Source organism: Amycolatopsis kentuckyensis (genome assembly GCF_002155975.1).
Lineage (GTDB): Bacteria > Actinomycetota > Actinomycetes > Mycobacteriales > Pseudonocardiaceae > Amycolatopsis > Amycolatopsis kentuckyensis.
The window spans coordinates 1-19,208 of the sequence record NZ_MUMI01000137.1; the positions used below are offsets into that span (position 1 = coordinate 1).

Consider the following 19,208-nt stretch of genomic DNA (forward strand, 5'->3'; position numbering starts at 1 on the left):
CCCGGCGCGCCGGGGACCGAGCGGGTTCACCTCAAGAGTGTGGCGGCGGAAATCGTCGCAAATGCCGTTGATGCAGCCTCCCGTGACGTCAACCGGTACACCCGGTATGCCGATGAGGCGCTGAGCCGGTCGAAGATCGCCTTCTGGTTCAGTCTCGTGCTGGGCGCGATGGGCTTCTCGACCATTCTGGCCGGTGCGATCATGGCGTACTTCGCCAGTTTGGACGCATCTATCGTCTCCGGCGTCGCCGGTGTGGTGAACACGTCGATCGCGGCGCTCCTGTACCAGCGTTCCGATGTCGCGGACAAACGGGCTAGTGCCTGGTTCGAGAAAGCGGGCGACAACTTGAAGGAGAGTGACAACCTGGAGCGAGCGCTCGGCGTCCTCGACCTGCTCGACGATGTGGAAATGCGCAACCGGCTCATCGCCATTGCCGGGATCAAGCAGCTGTTCCCCGACGAAAACGCCGAATCGCTTTCGGACGTGATGGAACTGAAGAGGTAGTCGCTCGCCTGGCCGGTTTCCGGCGCGCCCCGAGCGTCACCCCGGCGATGACCACCGCGCCGCCGAGCACCTTGGTGGCCGTGAGCAGCTCCCCGGCCAGTACGACCGCCCACACCAGGCCCGCCACCGGGACGACGTTCAGCAGGTTCACCGCGACAGTCGCCTCCAGTCGCCGGAGCCCGTGGTTGTACAGCAGGAACGCCGCCACCGAGCAGACGGCCGCCAGGAAAACGATCCGCAGCACGTTCGCCCCGCTCGGCAGCCGCCAGTGGTCCACTTCGGACAGTGACAGCGGGACGAACCCGGCCGCCCCGGCCAGGGTCTGGTAGTACGTCACCACGATCGGCGAAGCGCCGGATCCGTCCCGTCGCGCCAGGACGTTGTACGCCGCCCAAGCCGCTCCGCCCGCGATCAGGAACAGGTCGCCCTGCAGCGAGTGTGCGCCGTCTCCCCGGACCACCAGCCAGACACCCGCCACCGCCAGCAGCATCCCGGTCAACCGGACCGGCGAGAACTCGGTCCGGCCGGACAGGGCCAGCGTCAGGATCGGGTACGCGGCGACGATCAGCGTCGCGTCCGAAGCCGACGCCAAGTCGACGCCGGCGTTCTCCAGCGCGAAGTAAGCCGTGATCCCCAGCAGGCCCGCCCAGCCGATGAACAGCCGCTCCCGCGGCGACGGCAGGCGACGGCGGTCCGGACCCGTGTGGACCACCGCCCCCAGGATCGCCGCCGCCAGGGCGAACCGCAGCGCGCCGAGCGTCATCGGCGAGATCTGCGCCAGCGCCACCTTGGTGACCGCGAACGAACTGCTCCAGATCAGCGCCGCCCCCAGGACGGCGGCCACGGAAAGACGAGTGGGCCGGGAATCGGTGATCATGGGCGCAAAGGTAGACAACGAACGCTCTTTCCTGGCCCAACGCCGTGCTAGATTCGGCGAGACCGCCAAAATGGCGAATAACACGAGTCACCGAAGCGGAGTCCGCTGCCGATGGACGAACTTGACACGGCCCTGCTGACCCTCCTCCAGGAGGATGCCAAGCAGACCAACAAGGAACTCGCCCGCCGCCTGCACATCGCGCAGTCGACGTGCCTGGAACGGGTGCGGGACCTGACCCGGCGCGGGATCGTGCGCGGGCACACCGTCGACGTCGACCTGAAGAAGATCGGACGGCCCGTGCAGGCGATGGTCGCCGTGCGGTTGCGGCCGCCCGACCGGGCCGTCATCGAATCCTTCCGGGCCTTCGTCACCGGCCTGCCCGAGGTGCTCTCCGTCTTCGTCATGTCCGGCAGCGACGACTTCCTGCTGCACATCGCCGTCGCCGACAACGACCAGCTGAGCGGGTTCGTCCTCGATCGGCTGACCCAGCGCCGGGAGATCGTCGACGTGCGGACGTCGGTCATCTTCAACCACTTCCGCCGCACCGTGGTCACGCCGGCCGAGAGCGACGGCTGAGGCGGGTCCACCGCAGGAGGGAGGCGCGCCCGGGCGCCGGGCTGCGAAGATCGGCCGGTGCGCATCCTCCGGCCCCTGACGAGCAAGGCGACCTACCGTCGCTGGGTCTACCTCGTCCTCGGTGGCGCCATCAGCGTGCCCTACCTGCTGTTCGCCGCCGTCGCCGTGCCGTCGCTGCTGCCGTTCGTCACCACGCTGGACCGGGCCACCCTCGTCGGCGGCCTGCTCACCCTGGCCGTGCTGGCCGGGACCGCGTTCCTGCCCGCCGTCCACGTCCTCGAGTCGACCGCGGTCCGGGAGCTGCTCGACGACCCGGTGCCGGACGCGCCCGCGAAACCGCACACTCGCCAGGGCCGCCGCCGGGCCGCGGTGATGTTCGTGCTGCACGTCGGGACCGGGTTCGTCGTCAGCTTCTTCAGCCTCGCCGCGCCCGTCGGGGTCGGGCTGTCGATCAGCGCCGTCTTCACCGGGCAGCTGTTCCAGACCGGCGACGGCGACGCGGTCAGCGTGCCGACGGGCTGGGCGTCGGCGTGGCTGCCCCTGGCCTTCGGATCCGGCCTGGTGCTGCTGGCCTACGCCGTCAGCGTGGCCGGCGGGCTGCTGCGCCGGGCCGCGATCGCGCTGCTCGGGACCACTGCCGCCGACCGGATCGCCCGGCTCGAACGGCGGACCGAACAGCTCACCGAACGCAACCGGCTGGCCAGGGAGCTGCACGACTCGGTCGGGCACGCGCTGAGCGTCGTCACCGTCCAGGCGGGGGCCGCCCGGCGGACGCTGCGCACCGACCCGGACTTCACCGAACGGGCGCTCGGCGCCATCGAGGAGTCGGCCCGGACGGCGCTCGACGACCTCGACCACGTGCTCGGGCTGCTGCGCGAGGAGGCGGCGGGCCGGGCCCCGCAGCCGACGCTCACCGCACTGCCGGCCATGCTCGAAACGACCCGGCTGGCGGGCACCGACGTGACCGCCGACCTCGGCGGCGACCTGGCCGCGGTGCCGCCGGTGGTGTCCCGCGAGGTGTACCGGATCCTGCAGGAATGCCTGACCAACGCGGTGCGCCACGCCGGTAGGGTCCCGGTGACGGTGGTCGTCGGCGTCGCGGCGCACGAGCTGCGCGCGCGGGTCGCCAACCCGCTGGGCGCCGGCGCGCGCCGGTCCGGGGGCGGCCGGGGCCTGCGGGGGATGGCCGAGCGGGTGGCGGTGCTCGGTGGTGAGCTGTCGGCGGGGCCGGTGGACGGTGCGTGGGAGGTCGTGGTGCGGGTGCCGTGGGGGAGCGGGCGATGAGCGTCGGCGTGCTGCTGGTGGACGACGAACCGCTGATCCGGGCCGGGTTGCGGGCGATCGTCGACAGCGAGGACGGCCTGACCGTGCTCGGCGAGGCCGCCGACGGCGCCGAAGTGCCCGGGCTGGTCGCCCGGCTGCGGCCCGACGTCGTGCTGATGGACGTGCGGATGCCCGCCGTGGACGGGATCCGGGCCACCACGCATCTGATGTCCACTCTGGACGAACCGCCGAAGGTGATCGTGGTGACCACCTTCGAGAACGACGACTACGTCTACGACGCGCTCGTCGCCGGTGCCAGCGGGTTCCTGCTCAAGCGCGCCCGGCCGGAGGAGATCGTCACGGCGATCCGGACCGTCGTGGCCGGCGAATCGCTGCTGTTCCCGGCGGCGATCCGGCGGCTGGCCGCCCAGCACGCCCCGGCTCCGGCCGGCGACGGCCTGGCCACGGCCGGGCTGACCGAACGCGAGCGCGAAGTGCTGCGGTTGATGGCCGGCGGACTGTCCAATGTGGAGATCGCCGGCGAACTGTACGTCGGCGTCCAGACGGTGAAAACCCACGTGGGGAACGTGCTCGCGAAACTCGGCGCCCGGGATCGCACCCAGGCCGTGATCCGGGCGTACGACTCGGGCTTCGTGACGCCGTCGCGCTGATTCGGGCACTATGGGCCGCATGACCGCCGCATACGACGACTTCGCCGGGGCCTACACGGACGAGAACGAAACCAGCCTGATGAACGCCCACTACGAGCGGCCGGCGACCCTGGCGCTCGTCGGCGACGCGGCCGGGCGGCGGATCCTCGACGCCGGCTGCGGCTCGGGCCCGCTGTTCGCGGCCCTGCGGGAAAGGGGCGCGGTCGTCACCGGGTTCGACCAGAGCGCCGCCATGGTGGCGCACGCGCGACGGCGGCTCGGCGAGGACGCGGACCTGCGGGTCGCCGACCTGGCGGAACCGCTGCCGTTCGCCGACGCGGAGTTCGACGACGTGGTGGCGTCCCTGGTGCTGCACTACCTGCGGGATTGGGCGCCGACGCTGGCCGAGGTGCGGCGCGTGCTGAAGCCCGGCGGCCGGCTCATCGCTTCGGTCAACCACCCGATGATGGTCAACCTCACGCACCGCCACGAAGGGCCCCGGCCCGACTACTTCGAGCAGTACACCTGGACCGACGAGTTCGAGATGCGCGGCCACACCGCGCGGATGACGTTCTGGAACAAGCCGCTGCACGCCATGACCGACGCCTTCACCGCCGCGGGCTTCCGGATCGCCGTCATCAGCGAACCGCACCCCGTCCCGGAGGCCCGGGAATTGTTCCCCGGCGACTTCGAAATCCTCGACACCTTCCCGAGCTTCCTCTTCTTCGTGGTGGAAGCGGAGTAGGCGTCAGTCGAGGCAGAACTCGTTGCCCTCGACGTCCTGCATCGTCAGGCACGACTCGTTTTCCTCGTCCGCCTTCTGGAGCCACAGGCGTTTCGCGCCGAGCGCTTCCAGCCGCGTGCACTCGGCCTCGAGAACGGCGAGCCGCTCTTCGCCGACGAGCCCGGTGCCGACCCGGACGTCGAGGTGCACCCGGTTCTTGACGACCTTGCCTTCGGGCACGCGCTGGAAGTACAGCCGCGGGCCCACGCCGGTGGGATCACTGCAGGCACCGCCCCAGCTCTCCATTTCGTACCCCAGCACCTCGCACCAGAACCGGGCGACGCGCTCGGGATCCGCGCAGTCGAAGGTGACCTGAACCTGCCTGACCGACGTCATGCAGCCCAGCCTAGGTGCGCGGGCAACGGATTTTCAGCCGAGGTCGTCGAGCAGGGCCTGGATGGCCGCCGCCATCGCCGTCGGGTCGCCGTCGCCCGGCCTCAGCACCAGGTCCGGCGACGACGGACGTTCGTAGGGGGCGTCGATGCCCGTGAAGCCGGTGATCTCCCCGGCGCGCGCCTTCGCGTACATGCCCTTCGGGTCGCGCGCCTCGCACACCTCCAGGGGTGTGTCGACGAAGACCTCCACGAACGGCAGCCCGTCGTGGATCGCCCGGGCCCGGGCGCGGTCCTCCGCGTACGGGCTGATCAGGGACGCGATCGCCACCACGCCCGCGTCCGCGAACAGGCGGGCGACCTCCGCCACCCGCCGGACGTTCTCCGCGCGGTCCTCGGGGCTGAACCCCAGACCGGCGTTGAGCCCGTGGCGCAGGTTGTCGCCGTCGAGCAGGTACGCCGGGCGACCGGCCGCGACGAGCCGGCGTTCCAGCTCGACCGCCACCGACGACTTGCCCGACGCCGAAAGCCCGGTCAGCCACACCGTCGCGCCACGGGTCGGGCGGTCTTCGCGCCGCACCGCCGCAGTGTGCCAGACGACCGGGGACGCCACCGCGCCGGTGATCATGCCCGCCGCCACCGTGTCGCCGGTGTGCTCGTCGACCAGCAGGAAGCCGCCGGTGGCCCGGTTGCGGCGGTACGGATCGAACAGCAGCGGCGACCGCGTGCGCAGCCGGATGCGGCCGATGTCGTTCAAGGACAGCGCTTCGGCCGTCTCGTCGCGGTGCAGCGTGGTGACGTCGAGGCGGTACTCCAGCCGCTCCACCGTGCCCCGCGTCTCGGTCGTCGTGTGCCGCACCGCGTAGGTCGCGCCCGGCGTCAGGGCGGCGCGCTCGGAGAACCAGCACACCAGGGCGTCGACCTCGCGGGCCGACTCCGCGCGGTTGCCGGGGCGGCACAGCATGGCCCCGCGGCCGAGGTCGAGGTCGTCGGCCAGCTCGACCGCCACCGCCTGCCCGGTGAACGCCTCCTCCAGCGGCTGCCCACCCGGGCCCCATACCGCGCGCACCTTCGAGGTGAACCCCGACGGCAGCGCCACGACCTCGTCACCCGGCTTGAACACCCCGCCCGCGATGGTGCCCGCGTAGCCGCGGAAGTCGGACCGCCGGATGACGTACTGCACCGGGAACCGCGCGTCGATCAGGTTGCGGTCGGAAGCGACGTGCACCTCTTCCAGCTGGTGCAGCAGCGAGGTGCCTTCGTACCACGGCATGCTCGCGCTGCGGTGCACGACGTTGTCGCCGTGCAGCGCCGAAACCGGCACGAACGTCAGGTCGGCGACGTCGAGCTTCATCGCGAACCGGCGGAAGTCCTCGCGGATCTCGTCGAACCGCTCCTGCGACCACCCGACGAGGTCCATCTTGTTCACGCACACCACGAGGTGCCCGATCCCGAGCAGCGAGGCCAGGAACGCGTGCCGCCGCGACTGCTCCAGCACGCCCTTGCGCGCGTCGACGAGGACCAGCGCCAGGTCGGCGGTGGAGGCGCCGGTCACCATGTTCCGGGTGTACTGCAGGTGCCCCGGCGTGTCGGCGATGATGAACTTCCGCCGCGGCGTGGCGAAGTAGCGGTGGGCGACGTCGATCGTGATGCCCTGCTCGCGCTCGGCCCGGAGGCCGTCGGTGAGCAGCGCGAGGTCCGGGTAGTCCTCGCCGCGGTCGCGGCTGGCGCGTTCGACGGCGGCGAGCTGGTCGGTGAAGATCGCCTTCGAATCGAACAGCAGCCGGCCGATCAGCGTGGACTTCCCGTCGTCCACGCTTCCCGCCGTGGCGATCCTCAGCAGCTGCATCAGAAGTAGCCCTCTCGCTTGCGGTCTTCCATGCCGGCTTCGGAAATCCGGTCGTCGGCGCGCGTGGCACCGCGCTCGGTGACGCGGGTGGCAGCCACCTCGGTGACCACTTCGGACGGTGTCGTCGCCGACGACTCGACGCAGCCGGTGCAGGTGGCGTCGCCGACGGTCCGGAAGCGCACGGTCGCCTCGTACGGCGTCTCGCCGTCCACAAGGGACAGGAAGCGCGTGGCCGCCAGCAGCATGCCGTCGCGCTGGACCACCGGGCGTCGGTGCGCGTAGTACAGCGGCGGCAGCGCGATCCGCTCGTCCCGGATGTACTGCCAGATGTCGAGTTCGGTCCAGTTCGACAGCGGGAAGACGCGGATGTGCTCGCCGCGGCGGTGCCGCCCGTTGTAGAGGTTCCACAGCTCCGGGCGCTGCGCCCGCGGGTCCCACTGGCCGTGCTCGTCGCGGAAGCTGAACACGCGCTCCTTGGCCCGGGCCTTCTCCTCGTCACGGCGGGCGCCCCCGAACACGGCGTCGAAGCCGCCCTCGCGGATCGCCCGCAGCAGCGTCACCGTCTGCAGCCGGTTGCGGCTGGCCCGCGGCCCGGTCTCCTCGACGACGCGGCCGGCGTCGATGTCGTCCTGGACGCTCGCGACTTCCAGGCGCAGGCCGAGGGCGGCCACGGTCTCGTCGCGGAACCGGATCACCTCGTCGAAGTTGTGGCCGGTGTCGACGTGCAGCACCGGGAACGGCAGCGGCGCGGGCCAGAACGCCTTCGCGGCGGCGTGCAGCATCACCACCGAGTCCTTGCCGCCGGAGAAGAGCAGGACGGGGCGCTCGAAGGTCGCCGCGACTTCGCGGAAGACGTGCACGGCCTCCGCTTCGAGCGCGGCCAGGTGCGAGAGCTCGTACGAGGTCACGGACACCGGAAAAAAGTAGAACATGTTCTTGTCTTTGGTCAAGCCGTGCGGGACGCTAGTGACATGGACCTGGTCGTACTCGAAGAGATCAAGCGGCTGAAGTACCGGTACCTGCGCGGGGTGGACCTGAAGCTGTGGGACGAGGTGGCCGACACCTTCACCGTCGACGCCACGGCCGACTACGGGACCCGGGCGGTCGGGAGTGACGGGAAGCAGTTCGAGGGCCGCGACGCCATCGTCGAGTTCCTCACCCAGAGCCTCGGCAACGGCATCATCACCGTGCACCACGCAGCTCAGCCGGAGATCGAGGTCGACGGCGACACCGCGACCGGGCGGTGGTCGTTCACCGACAAGGTCATCGTGCCCGACCACAAGGTGATCATCGAGGGTGCCGCGTTCTACGAGGACACCTACCGCCGCGACAACGACGGCGCCTGGCGGATCTCGCACATCGGGTACGTCCGGACCTACGAATCGATGATGTCCTGGGACGCCATCCCGGGCTACCGGCTGCTCGCGAACCGCTGGGCTGTCCCGGCATGATCGAGAACGAGTTCTCGTTGACCCGGTCGTTCGCCGACGCCATCGCCGAGGCCGAGAAACTGATCGCCGAGGCCCCGCCGGCGCAGACCGAGCAGGGTCTCCTGGAGGGCTACGACTACCTCGCGGGCAGCATCCGGGCGTCGCTGCAGATGGCCTGGGCCTACCAGCGCGACTTCCCGTACTTCACCGCGTCCACCGGGCCCTACACGAAGATGGGCCTGGACAACCCGGACACGCTGTACTTCAACGCGAACATCCGCGCCGACCGCGAGTACCTCGTCACCGGCGTCCGCGGCACGACCGCCGACCTGAGCTTCCAGGTCCTCAACGGCGACTACTCGCCGGTGGAGGTGCCCGACAGCCTCGCCGCGTTCGACGACCGGAAGATCGAGATCGGCCCGGACGGCCGGTTCGAGCTGCGTTTCGGCCCGGCTCGCGAGAACCCGGGACCGAACTACTTCGTCCTCGGCGAGGGTTCGTCGATGCTCGTGGTCCGCGAGGTCTACAGCGACTGGGCGACCGAACGGCGGGGCGAGATCCGCATCCAGTGCGTCGACACCGCGGGCCAGGCGCCGCCGGTGCCGGACCGGTCCGCGCTGGCCAAGCGCTACGGCGTCACCGGAAAGATCCTGCTGAGCCGGCTCAAGACGTTCCTGGCCTTCCCGAAGTGGTTCTACTACGACCTGCCGGTGAACACGCTGACCGAGCCGCGCTCGACGCCGGGCGGGCTCACCACGCAGTTCTCCTCGGCCGGGCACTACGAGCTGAGCGACGAAGAGGCGATGATCGTCACCGTGCCGCGCTGCGCGGACGCCCCCTACCAGGGCATCCAGCTCGGCAGCCTCTGGTACGTCTCGCTCGACTACATCAACCACCAGACCAGCCTCACCGCCGACCAGGCCCGCGTCGACCCGGACGGCAAGATCCGGTTCGTCATCGCCGAACGCGACCCCGGCCTGGCGAACTGGCTGGAGCTGACCGGGCACGACCGCGGGTACGTGCAGATCCGCTGGCAGCGGCTCGCCCGGGACCTCGGCCCGGACGACGGCCCGGTCGTCGAGGTGGTGAAGGCCGACGAGCTGCCCGACCGGCTGCCCCACTACGCCGACGCGCGGGTGACGCCGGAGCAGTGGGCGGCGCGGATCGCGGCCCGGCAGGACGCCGTCGCCGCCCGGATGCTGGGGTGAGCGTGGAGAACCTGTTGCAGGGCAAGGTGGTCGTCGTCTCGGGGATCGGGCCCGGGCTCGGCCGGTCGATCGCCGTGCGCAGCGCGCAGGCCGGCGCGGACGTCGTGCTCGCCGCCCGCACCGAGTCACGGCTGAGCGAGGTCGCGAAGGAGGTGACCGACCTCGGCCGCCGGGCGGTCGCGGTCCGCACCGACATCGACGACGCCGACTCGGCCGCGAACCTGGTGCGCGAGGCGGTCGAGGCGTTCGGGCGGGTGGATGCGGTGGTGCACAACGCCTTCGCCGTCCCGCCGTTGACCGATCTGGCCAAGGTGGAGTTCGACGCCGTCCGCGCGGGCTTCGAGACCGCGGCGATCTCCGTGCTCCGGCTGACCCGGCTGTTCCTGCCCGCGCTCAAGGAGAGCAAGGGCTCGCTGGTGATGATCAACTCCGCCGTGCTGCGGCACTCGCGGCGGACATTCGGCGCCTACAAGATGGCGAAGTCGGCGCTGCTGTCGCTGTCCCAGAGCCTCGCCAGCGAGCTGGGACCGGACGGCGTGCGCGTCAACACCGTGGCGCCCGGCTACATCTGGGGGCCGAACCTCCAGTGGTACTTCGCTTATCTGGCCAAGGAACGCGGCATCACGCCCGAGGACGTCTACCGCGAGACGGCGTCCACAATAGACCTGCGCAAGCTGCCGGAACCCGACGAGATCGCCGACGCGGTGGTGTTCCTCGCCTCGCCGATGGCGCGCGCGATCACCGGGCAGTGCCTCGACGTCAACGGCGGCGAGTACCACCACTAGGAGGATCGATGCTTCCCGGCCGCGAAGACGTGGGCACCGTCGAGGACCTGCACGCCTCGGCGTCGAAGCTCACCGGGCTCGACGACTTCGGTGCCGACGAGTACCTCGAAGGCCTGCGCGTGCTGCTGGAGTCGTACGACGCGGACGAGGAACTGACGCCGTACGGCAACAAGGTGCACCGGGCGTTCCTGCGCGGCGCCCTGGTGGCACGGCTGCTGAGCGAGGCGTCGTGGAAGCAGAACCCGGCGTACGCGGACGTCCGCGTGGAGCGGCCGATCTTCGTCACCGGGCTGCCCCGCACCGGCACGACGGCGCTGCACCGGCTGCTCGCCGAGGACCCCGCGCACCAGGGGCTCGAAGTGTGGCTCGCCGAGGTCCCGCAGCCGCGGCCGCCGCGGTCGTCGTGGGCGGACAACCCGATCTTCCAGGGGATCCAGGCCGGCTACGAACGCCACCACGTCGAGCACCCGGAGTTCATGGGCGTGCACCACATGTCCGCCGACCAGGTGGAGGAGTGCTGGCAGCTGCTGCGCCAGTCGATGCGGTCGGTGTCCTTCGAATGCCTGGCCAACCTGCCGCGGTATTCGCGCTGGCTGGCCAAACAGGACTGGACGGACGCCTACGCCCGGCACAAGCGCAACCTGCAGCTGATCGGGTTGCCGGACGCGGGCAAGCGCTGGGTGCTCAAGAACCCGAGCCACCTGTTCGCGCTGGACGCGCTGATGGCGAACTACCCGGACGCCCTGGTGATCCAGACGCACCGGGCGCCGAGCACGATCATGGCGTCGATGTGCAGCCTCGCCGAGAAGGCCGCGGACGGCTGGTCGTCGAAGTTCCGGGGCGAGGTGATCGGCCGCGGGCAGCTCGACCTGTGGGCGCGCGGGGCGGACGAGTTCGGCTGGGCCCGCGCACGTCACAACCCGGCGCAGTTCTGCGATGTGCGCTACGAGGACTTCGTCGCGAACCCGATCGGCACCGTGTCCACTGTGTACGACCACTTCGGACTGGACTTCACGCCGGAAGCGCGCGCGGCCATGACGTCGGTGCACGAGGCGAGCCGGACCGGCGAGCGGAAACCCGTGCACCGCTACAGTCTGGCGGACTTCGGGTTGACGGCCGAGGAGGTCGACGAGCGATTCGCGAGCTACCTGGCGGCGCACGGTTCGTGACCCTCAGCCGACGACGAGCTTCACCACGTCGTCCATCGTCGGTCCGGCGGCCATTTCTCCGGCCAGCTCCCGCGCGCGGTCGCGGTAGCGCGGATCGTCCAGGACCGCGCGGACGTCTCGCCGCAGCGTCCGTGGCGAGGCCGTGGGGCGGGCCCGGCCGATCCCGGCTCCGGACCAGGTGACCCGGGCGGCGACCTCGCGCTTGTCCTCGCTGGCCCCGACCACGACCAGCGGCACGCCGTAGCGGAGGGCGTGGTTGACCCCGCCGTACCCGCCGTTGCTGACCATCGCGGCGCAGCGAGGGAGCAGCTCGTCGTAGGGCAGGAATTCGGCCACCCGGACGTTGTCCGGCAGCGGGCCGGGCCGCAGCCGGCCGCCGCAGGTCGTCGCGACGACCAGGACGTCCTCGCCGGCCAGCGCGTCGATCGCGGGTTCGACGAGCCGGCCGAGGTCGTCGTTCGCGATCGTCCCCTGGGTCACGTGCACCACCGGCCGGCCGTCGTCGAGGTCGGCCCACCACGGCGGCAGTGGGTGTTCGCTCGCCGCGCTGACCGTCGTCGGCCCGATGAAGTGCAGCGGCGCTCCCTCGCGCGGGTATTCGAAGCCCGGGCAGGTCATCTGGAGGACGCCGTCGCTGTGCAGGGGCCAGTCCGTGAAGAGCATGCCGGGGTCGCCGCCGAGCAGGTCTTCCGCCAGTTTCTGCGCGGGCCCGGTCACCCACGGCGCGAGCTTCCTGAAGATCGCGCCGCGCAGAGGGTGCCCGGGCGGGCTGGTCGGGACCGGGGGCATGAACGGCAGGAACCCCAGCGTCAGCAGGCGTGGCCGCCGGTCGCGCCGGACCAGGGCCAGGCCGGCCATCATCAGCGGGTCGCACAGCACGACGTCGGCGTCCTGCGCGTCGATCACGCTCAGCTGGTGCGGCATCGCGCGGACGAAGTGGGCCAGTTCGAACCGGGCGAGCTTCAGCCCCCGCAACCCGGCACGGCCGGGGATGGTGCCGTCCAGGTCGGTCTCGTCGAAGTCGGCCTCTCCGGGCAGGAGTTCGACGGTGGCGCCCAGCTCGTCGAAGGCCCGCCGGTAGCGCGCCCCGGTGACGACGGCGACCTCGTGGCCGGCGGTGACCAGCGCCTCGACGACCGGCTTGGTCGGCCCGACGTGCCCGCGCGCGGGCTGCACGCAGACGAGTACCCGGGTCATGGCCCCTCCCGACATTGATCGATACGCTGTACTATCGAATAGCGATGACGATACCTGATCCCGGGGGCGCGCGGCGCCGGTACGACTCGCCGGTGCGGGAGGCCCGCGCCCGGCGCACGCGGGCCCACGTGGTGGCGACGGCCGGGAAGCTGTTCGCCGCGCGGGGTTACGCGGGCACGAGCATGCGGCAGATCGCTGCGGAAGCGGGGGTGAGCCTGGAGACGGTGACGCAGGCGGGCCGCAAGCCGCAGCTGCTGCTGGCCGCGTTCCGCGACGGCTTCGCGGGCGACCCGGACGCGATGGACCTGGACGCCGTGGCGGGCCCGGCCGGCCCGGCGGACCTGCCGGCGGTGGTGTCCCGGGTGGCGGCGGGAATGCGCGCCTCCTTGCCGATCTGGCGCGCGTTCACGACGGCGGCCGCGGCGGACGCGGAGGTGGCCGCGGTCCGCGCGGAGCTGGCGGTGGTGCGCCGGGCCGACATCGCCGGGCGCCTGGTGGCGGCGGGCCTGGCGCCCGGAGGGGAGGCGATCGGCCGCCTGGCCGACGCGATCGGGCTGATCATGTCCCACGAGGCCTACGACCACCTGACCGCGGTGTGCGGCTGGGGTCATGAGGAGTACGTGGAGTGGGCGGCGATGGCGGTCCAGGCCCAGCTGACGCTCGACTGGCGTTAGCCGGCGGCGGCCTGCAAGCCCCGGGTGCCGATGCCGCGCAGCACTTCCACGCGCTCCGCACCCGGGCGGCTCAGCACCCAGCTCGACCCCGGCACCGCCTTCGCGCGCTTCTTCAACGGCGCCAGCAGCCGCGAAACCTCCTGGTACGACCCGATCGCCCCGCTCGCACACACCAGCGTCGCCAGCGACACCGTCACCGGCAGGCCCTCCGCCGACCACGACCTGTCCAGCAGCGCTCCCGCCACCGTCGCGATCTCGTCGACGTCGCACACCACCAGGAAGTCGTCGCCGCCCACGTGGCTCACCCGCATCCGCCGCAGGCCGCCGGCCAGCTCCGTCAGCGCCGCGCCCAGCTCGCGGATCAGGTTGTCGCCCGCCGCGAAGCCCGCCGTGTCGTTGATCGCCTTGAAGCCGTCGATGTCCAGCCAGGCCGCCACGAACGGCTCGCCGATCGTGATGCGGCGGGCGACGTCGCGGGCGATCGTGTCGCTGCCCGGCAACCGGGTCAGCGGGTTGAGCGCCGCCGCCGCTTCGACCTTCGCCTCGGCCACGCCGCGGACCACCTCGGTCACCAGCACCACGCCGAGGCAGCGGCCGAGCTCGTCGACCACGACCACGTCGTCGCCGGTGCGGCCCCAGTCGGCGTCGGTGACCAGCTCGAGGAACTCCATCGCGCCCGCGCGGGCCTCGATCGTGTGCGGGGTGTCGGCGAGCCGGGCCGCCGGGCGCTTCGCGTGCAGCGCGTGCCCGTACGGACCCGTGACCGCCACCAGGAACCGCGTCCGGTCGACCGACCAGCGCGGCCGGTTCAGCTCGTCCACCCCGACCACGCCGGAAGGGGCGTCGGCCGCCGCGAGCACCGCGCGGACTTCGTCGCAGGTCGCCGTTTCCGGCAGGGTCGTCGCCGGGCGGAGGAAGTCGCCGACGCACGGCGCCGGCGCCCCGGTCGCGGGACGGCCGCGCGTGAGCAGGGCGGGCGCGGGACCGGCCGCGGTCGGCGGTGCGAGGAGGTGTCCCTGCGCGATCCGGACACCCAGGCCGCGGACGGCGTCGAGCTGTTCGCCGGTCTCCACGCCGGTCGCGACGAGCCGGGTACCGGTGCGGTTCGTGTAGTGCAGCAGCGCCTCGGCCACGGCGACCGACGCCGGGTCGTCCGGCAGCCCGCGCAGCACGGTCCGGTCGAGCTTCACCAGGTCGATCGGCGCCTCGACCAGCAGGCCCAGCGGCAGGTCGCCGCGGCCGAGACCGTCGAGCGCGAGCCGGAAGCCGAGCTCGGTGAGCTCCCGCATCCCGGCGACGGCGCGGCCGGCGGGCAGCGGCGCGAACGGCGGCCCGATCTCCAGGACGACGTCGCGGGTGCGGCGGCCCGCGGCGCCGAGCGCCTCGAGGAGGTCCTCGTACATCGCGGGCGGCGCGGCCAGGGTGCGGGCGGACAGGTTCAGGTGCAGGGGGAGCGACGTCGGGTTCTCCGCGTCCTGCCGGACGGCGGCGACGGCGAGCCCGAGATCGGCCTCGGCGAGCCGGCCGTCGCGGCGCGCCTGCGCGAGCAGTTCGGGGACCGTTCCGCGACCGGGCCTGGCCAGCGCTTCGTGCGCCACGACGCCTCCCGTGTGGAGGCTGTACAGCGGCTGGAAGGCGAAGCGGACCGCGCGTGGCGACTTCACGGCCCGATCGTCGCGGGTCGCGCGGCCGAGCGGAACCGATGTCGGCTGATGTTCACCGGGGGTTACCCACATCGGCGTAACTGTTTCAGCGTTGACTTATATAAGTGGCTGCTTGTAGCTTGGCGGGGTGCACGCGTTCGACGTCCTCGGCGACCCGGTCCGCCGCCGGATCCTCGAGGTGCTGGCCGACGGCGAGCGGGCCGCCGGCGCGGTGACCGAGCTGATCCGGGCCGAGTTCGGCATCTCGCAGCCCGCGGTGTCGCAGCACCTGAAGGTGTTGCGGGACAACGGGTTCGCGGTCGTCCGCCAGGACGGGACGAGGCGGCTGTACGCACTCGCCCACGCCCCGCTGCGCGACGTCGACGTCTGGCTCGACCGGTTCCGCCGGTACTGGACGCCACCGCTGGACGCGCTGGCCACCGAAATCGCCCGCGGCAAGCGTGCCCGGCGCCTCAGTGAAGGAGAAGGTTCGTGATCGACGTCAGCCACCAGATCAGCGCCGTCCGGCGGACGCTCGGAGACCGGGTGCTCGAGGGGCGGGAAGCCCGCGTCCTGACCATCGGCCAGGTCTACGACACCGATGTCGACGACCTGTGGGACGCCTGCACGAACCCCGAGCGCATCCCGCGCTGGTTCCTGCCGGTCAGCGGGGAACTGAAGGTCGGCGGGAAGTACCAGCTGGAGGGCAACGCGGGCGGCACGGTCGAGCGCTGCGACCCGCCGAAGAGCTTCGCCGCGACGTGGGAGTTCGGCGGCAACGTCAGCTGGATCGAGGTCCGCCTGACGCCGGAGGGTTCCGGCACGCGGTTCGAGCTGGAGCACGTGGCCCACGTCGACGAGCGCTGGGACGAGTTCGGCCCGGGCGCGGTCGGCATCGGCTGGGACATGGCGCTGGTCGGCCTGGTCCTGCACCTGTCCGCACCGGGCACGGCGGTCGACCCGGAGGCGGCGATGGCCTGGATGATGTCGCCGGACGGCATCCGCTTCATGACGGCGTCGAACGAGGCCTGGTACGAGGCGGACGTCGCGGCGGGTGCGGACCCGGAGCAGGCCCGTGCGGCCGCAGACCGCACGCTGAAGGCGTACACGACCCCGCCGGAGGCCTAGCGGTCGTCGTACTTGACCGCGGTCAAGGTGATCACCGCGTCGGCCGGGACCTCGGTGCCGGCCGGCGGGTCCTGGGCCGTCTGGCGCCAGTTGCGGTCGATCACCAGCGCGCGGCCCTGGCCGGTGCCGTCGACTTCGCGCAGGTTGTAGAGCCCCGCCCGCTGCATCGCGTTCTGGGCGTCCTGGTGGTTCATGCCCGAAACGTCCGGGACCTTGATCAGCTTCGCCGGAGCCGAGGCGGACGTCGACGTCGTGACCACCGTGGTCGTGCCGGGTGCGCCGGGCGGGGCGCCGCACGCGACCGGGGCGAAGGCGAGGACCGCGACTGCCGTGAGCATCCGTCGGGACATACCTCCGGGGTACCCACGCGCCTGCCCGCCGTTCAGGTGAACCTCCGGATAAGGTCGGGCGCATGGATCAGGGCAGCGAGCACACCGACCCGCGGGCCGCGCGGCGCGATCCCGTGGCGAACGTCGGCGGGTTCACCGACCTGGCGACCAGCCCGTTCCGGATCGACCGCGACCGGATCGCCGCGTCGCCGTTCTTCGCGCGGCTCGGCGGCGTGACGCAGGTGGTCAGCGCAGGCGGGGCCGGGCTGCTGCACAACCGGCTCACCCACAGCCTCAAGGTCGCGCAGGTCGCCCGCGCCATCGCCGAGCGCATCACCAGCGGGCCCGACGCCGGCCTCGCCGACAAGCTGGGCGGCTGCGACCCCGACGTCGCCGAGGCGGCTTCGCTCGCCCACGACCTCGGGCACCCGCCGTTCGGGCACCTCGGCGAGCAGACGCTCGACCGGATCGCCCGCCACCGCTTCGGCCTCGCCGACGGCTTCGAGGGCAACGCGCAGACGTTCCGGATCATCACCACCACCGACGTGCGCGGGCCGTCGGCGATCGGGCTGGACCTGACCGCCGCGGTGCGCGCCGCCGTCCTCAAGTACCCGTGGCTGCGGCTGCACCACCCCGCGCCGCACCCGTCGGAGCTGGCCGTGCCGCCGCGCGGGGCGGCCGAACCGGGCGACCTGCCGGGCACCGGCGCGGCCAAGTTCTCCGCCTACGCCACCGAACTCGACGACTTCGAGCAGGCGCGCGCGGCCTTCGCGGGCCGCGTCGAAGGCTGGCAGCAGACGGTCGAAGCGTCCGTGATGGACACCGCCGACGACATCGCCTACGCCATCCACGACCTGCAGGACTTCCACCGCATCGGCGTCCTGCAGCACGCGCCGGTGGCCGCGGAGCTGGGGGAGTGGCTCGAGCACGCGGTCGAGCTGGCGTCGCTGGACGACGAGACGCTGCACGCGGAGCTGCGCCGGCCGGGCCGGTCGCTGGAACGCCTCCGCCGTCGCATGCACGCCAAGGACGCCTGGATCGTCGACGACGACGCGTTCGCCGCCGCCGTCGCGCGGGTCCGCGCGGAGCTGGTCGACGGCCTGCTGGCCGGCGAGTTCGACGGCTCGATCGAGGCCGAGCAGGCCACGGCGGCGTTCTCCGCGAACTGGACGGCCCGCCTGGTCGACGGCGTGTTCCTGCTGGCCTCGCCGTCCACCCGCACCGGGCACGTCTCGCTGCGGCCCGCCCAGTGGCACGAGGTCCAGGTGCTCAAGTTCGTGCACCGCCGGTTCGTGCTGCTGCGCCCGGACCTCGCGCTGCACCAGCGCGGCCAGGCCGGGGCGGTGACGAGCCTGGTCGACGCGCTCGACGCGTGGCTCCTCGACCGCGACGAGGTCTCCCGCCTGCCGCGCCGGCTGCACGACCTGGTCGAGCTGGCCCGCGCGGAGTACGCGGGACTGGCGCGTACGGCACCGGAGCTGCTGGTGGGGGCGACGGGCGAGCCGGTGACGGGAGCGGACGCGGTGCGCGGCCTGGCGCGCGGCCGGGCGGTGGTCGACTTCGTGGCGTCGCTGACGGACAAGCAGGCGGTGACGCTGCTGGACGCGTTGTCCGGGCGGGCCTCGCAGCCGTGGTCGGATTCGTTCGTGCTCTGAGGAGGCGGGCTTCGCCGCGCCGGACTGCGGGGTGCCCGGTGGATCAGGGGTGAGCGACGTGCGGGAGCGGCCGACTCGCGTGTTTGGAGGGTCGACACGTGTGTCTGGAGGGACGACACGCGTGATCAGGGGCCGATCTTGCGTGAGCCGGGCCGGGACTCGCGTGATCAGGGGCCGATCTCGTGTGATTGGAGGCGGGACTCGCGTGATTGGAGGCGGGACTCGGGCCTCCGGGCGGTAACGAACTTTTCCCGTGGCCTCGCCGGTTGCACGCTCCGGCGAGTTGCATGTGGACATCCCAGTCCGTGGTCACCCTTGCGGCTCACCGTGGAGCGATCATTTGTCCGGTGCGTGTCCGGTGACCGGTTCACCGCTGCGCTGAACGGCCTACATCGTCCGGCCCATTCGGGAAATTATCCGTCCTTTGTCACTCGAACGGCTGATGTTTACGGAGAACTACCGGTACTTGACTGGGTTCAGCCGGTGATCACCGGCGTCGGTCAGCGTGAGTCGGGGCACGCGCCTGGAGATTCGGAGGGCGCCCGTGCGTCGTACCCGTTCCACGAGATCGAGATCCACTGTGTTCACCGCCGGAGCCGCGGCCCTGCTCGCCGCGCTCGGCCTGGTTTCCCCGCCCGTCGCGGGGGCCGCACCCGCGTCCGCACCGGACGCGTTCAGCGAGACCGCTCAGCAGCAGATCGCCGCCCTGCAGGCGGTCAAGGCGGGCCGCACCGCCGCCGAGTCCAAAGTGGACAGCAAGCTGCTCGTCGCCACCAAGGGCGTCGCGAAGCAGCTGAACAGTTTGCAGTCTGGGGCCACCGTTTCCGCGGCCGGGACCGTCCTGGTCGACATCCGCGCGAGCAAGGTCTCGCCGGACCTCCTCGCCGGGCTCACCAAGGCCGGGGCGGGCATCCGCGCGGTGTCCGACCGCTACGGCAGCGTCCGCGCCGAAGTGCCGCTCGACAAGGTCGGCGAGATCGCCGCGCGCGGTGACGTCCAGCGAGTCGAACAGGCCGACCAGGCGATGACCGCCCGGGAACTCGCCACGCCGAGCACCACGGAAACCAAGACCGAAACCAAGCAGCAGAAGGCCGATCGCATCGCCGGTGAGCTGCAGAAGGCCGTCAACGCGAAATCCCAGCGCAGTGCGGCCGC

Annotated in this window: 20 protein-coding genes and 1 pseudogene; 14 read left to right on the top strand and 7 right to left on the bottom strand. The window is 71.8% G+C overall.

Annotated elements, in window-relative coordinates; all coding sequences use genetic code 11:
- Positions 1-504: TRADD-N-associated membrane domain-containing protein (locus CCN39_RS14890; RefSeq protein WP_208630236.1), on the top strand; the 504-nt coding region annotated here is incomplete at its 5' end.
- Here CCN39_RS14890 and CCN39_RS14895 read toward each other — a convergent pair.
- On the bottom strand, positions 440-1,381 hold the full coding sequence (locus CCN39_RS14895) for a DMT family transporter (protein ID WP_086842406.1): 942 nt from the start codon (positions 1,379-1,381) through the stop codon (positions 440-442). The two genes, CCN39_RS14890 and CCN39_RS14895, sit on opposite strands and share 65 nt — an antisense overlap.
- Before the next feature lie 111 nt (positions 1,382-1,492).
- Between CCN39_RS14895 and CCN39_RS14900 the strand changes: the two genes are divergently transcribed.
- The 4 genes from CCN39_RS14900 to CCN39_RS14915 are packed head-to-tail and all read left to right on the top strand — an operon-like array spanning position 1,493 to position 4,615.
- On the top strand, positions 1,493-1,957 hold the full coding sequence (locus CCN39_RS14900; protein WP_086842407.1) for an Lrp/AsnC family transcriptional regulator: 465 nt from the start codon (positions 1,493-1,495) through the stop codon (positions 1,955-1,957).
- A 57-nt stretch (positions 1,958-2,014) separates the two neighbouring features.
- Positions 2,015-3,241 (top strand): sensor histidine kinase, encoded by a 1,227-nt coding sequence (locus tag CCN39_RS14905; protein WP_086842409.1) that lies wholly within the window; start codon positions 2,015-2,017, stop codon positions 3,239-3,241.
- Positions 3,238-3,891: a response regulator gene (locus CCN39_RS14910; protein ID WP_086842411.1), complete on the top strand. Its 654-nt coding sequence runs from the start codon at positions 3,238-3,240 to the stop codon at positions 3,889-3,891. Before CCN39_RS14905 ends, CCN39_RS14910 begins: the two co-directional genes overlap by 4 nt.
- 19 nt (positions 3,892-3,910) lie before the next feature.
- Complete coding sequence (locus CCN39_RS14915) at positions 3,911-4,615, top strand: class I SAM-dependent methyltransferase (RefSeq protein ID WP_086842440.1); 705 nt, start codon at positions 3,911-3,913, stop codon at positions 4,613-4,615.
- 3 nt (positions 4,616-4,618) lie between these two features.
- Here CCN39_RS14915 and CCN39_RS14920 read toward each other — a convergent pair whose 3' ends face one another.
- From CCN39_RS14920 to cysD, 3 genes are read right to left on the bottom strand one after another with little or no spacing between them, the layout of a single operon-like run.
- Positions 4,619-4,990, bottom strand: a complete 372-nt coding sequence (locus CCN39_RS14920; RefSeq protein ID WP_086842414.1) for a VOC family protein — start codon at positions 4,988-4,990, stop codon at positions 4,619-4,621.
- 33 nt (positions 4,991-5,023) lie between these two features.
- Positions 5,024-6,835 carry an adenylyl-sulfate kinase gene (gene cysC / locus CCN39_RS14925; protein ID WP_086842416.1) on the bottom strand — a complete coding sequence of 604 codons (1,812 nt, stop codon included), beginning with the start codon at positions 6,833-6,835 and terminating at the stop codon, positions 5,024-5,026.
- On the bottom strand, positions 6,835-7,767 hold the full coding sequence (gene cysD, locus CCN39_RS14930) for a sulfate adenylyltransferase subunit CysD (RefSeq protein ID WP_167455090.1): 933 nt from the start codon (positions 7,765-7,767) through the stop codon (positions 6,835-6,837). The genes cysC and cysD overlap by 1 nt, the downstream gene beginning before the upstream one ends.
- Positions 7,768-7,806: 39 nt before the next feature.
- On the opposite strand from cysD, the gene CCN39_RS14935 reads away from it, so the two are divergent.
- The 4 genes from CCN39_RS14935 to CCN39_RS14950 are packed head-to-tail and all read left to right on the top strand — an operon-like array spanning position 7,807 to position 11,427.
- Entirely contained in the window at positions 7,807-8,286 is a 480-nt protein-coding gene (locus tag CCN39_RS14935) for a nuclear transport factor 2 family protein (protein WP_086842419.1), read from the top strand.
- On the top strand, positions 8,283-9,473 hold the full coding sequence (locus tag CCN39_RS14940; protein WP_086842421.1) for a hypothetical protein: 1,191 nt from the start codon (positions 8,283-8,285) through the stop codon (positions 9,471-9,473). The genes CCN39_RS14935 and CCN39_RS14940 overlap by 4 nt, the downstream gene beginning before the upstream one ends.
- Positions 9,470-10,258 carry an SDR family oxidoreductase gene (locus CCN39_RS14945; RefSeq protein WP_086842423.1) on the top strand — a complete coding sequence of 263 codons (789 nt, stop codon included), beginning with the start codon at positions 9,470-9,472 and terminating at the stop codon, positions 10,256-10,258. The genes CCN39_RS14940 and CCN39_RS14945 overlap by 4 nt, the downstream gene beginning before the upstream one ends.
- Before the next feature lie 8 nt (positions 10,259-10,266).
- On the top strand, positions 10,267-11,427 hold the full coding sequence (locus CCN39_RS14950; protein ID WP_086842425.1) for a sulfotransferase family protein: 1,161 nt from the start codon (positions 10,267-10,269) through the stop codon (positions 11,425-11,427).
- Positions 11,428-11,430: 3 nt separating this feature from the next.
- Here the strand turns inward: CCN39_RS14950 and CCN39_RS14955 are convergent, their stop codons facing one another.
- Positions 11,431-12,624, bottom strand: coding sequence for a glycosyltransferase (locus CCN39_RS14955; protein WP_086842427.1), 1,194 nt, complete (start codon positions 12,622-12,624; stop codon positions 11,431-11,433).
- 44 nt (positions 12,625-12,668) lie between these two features.
- Between CCN39_RS14955 and CCN39_RS14960 the strand changes: the two genes are divergently transcribed.
- Positions 12,669-13,298, top strand: a complete 630-nt coding sequence (locus tag CCN39_RS14960) for a TetR/AcrR family transcriptional regulator (RefSeq protein WP_086842429.1) — start codon at positions 12,669-12,671, stop codon at positions 13,296-13,298.
- Here the strand turns inward: CCN39_RS14960 and CCN39_RS14965 are convergent.
- The gene (locus CCN39_RS14965; RefSeq protein WP_086842431.1) at positions 13,295-14,962 is read right to left on the bottom strand and encodes a GGDEF domain-containing protein; all 1,668 of its coding nucleotides are present in this window, start codon (positions 14,960-14,962) and stop codon (positions 13,295-13,297) included. The genes CCN39_RS14960 and CCN39_RS14965 overlap by 4 nt on opposite strands.
- Before the next feature lie 127 nt (positions 14,963-15,089).
- Between CCN39_RS14965 and CCN39_RS14970 the strand changes: the two genes are divergently transcribed.
- Together CCN39_RS14970 and CCN39_RS14975 are read left to right on the top strand one after the other, a co-directional pair.
- A complete protein-coding gene (locus CCN39_RS14970; protein WP_086842433.1) occupies positions 15,090-15,437 on the top strand; it encodes an ArsR/SmtB family transcription factor in 348 nt (115 codons plus the stop codon).
- The gene (locus CCN39_RS14975) at positions 15,434-16,069 is read left to right on the top strand and encodes an SRPBCC family protein (protein ID WP_086842435.1); all 636 of its coding nucleotides are present in this window, start codon (positions 15,434-15,436) and stop codon (positions 16,067-16,069) included. The genes CCN39_RS14970 and CCN39_RS14975 overlap by 4 nt, the downstream gene beginning before the upstream one ends.
- Here CCN39_RS14975 and CCN39_RS14980 read toward each other — a convergent pair.
- Positions 16,066-16,407 carry a PASTA domain-containing protein gene (locus CCN39_RS14980; RefSeq protein ID WP_086842437.1) on the bottom strand — a complete coding sequence of 114 codons (342 nt, stop codon included), beginning with the start codon at positions 16,405-16,407 and terminating at the stop codon, positions 16,066-16,068. The genes CCN39_RS14975 and CCN39_RS14980 overlap by 4 nt on opposite strands.
- Before the next feature lie 74 nt (positions 16,408-16,481).
- On the opposite strand from CCN39_RS14980, the gene CCN39_RS14985 reads away from it, so the two are divergent.
- Both CCN39_RS14985 and CCN39_RS14990 read left to right on the top strand, forming a co-directional pair.
- Positions 16,482-18,053 carry a deoxyguanosinetriphosphate triphosphohydrolase family protein gene (locus CCN39_RS14985; protein WP_086842438.1) on the top strand — a complete coding sequence of 524 codons (1,572 nt, stop codon included), beginning with the start codon at positions 16,482-16,484 and terminating at the stop codon, positions 18,051-18,053.
- A gap of 580 nt (positions 18,054-18,633) precedes the next feature.
- Positions 18,634-19,208 (top strand): annotated as a pseudogene (locus CCN39_RS14990) (S8 family serine peptidase); the annotation flags it as partial.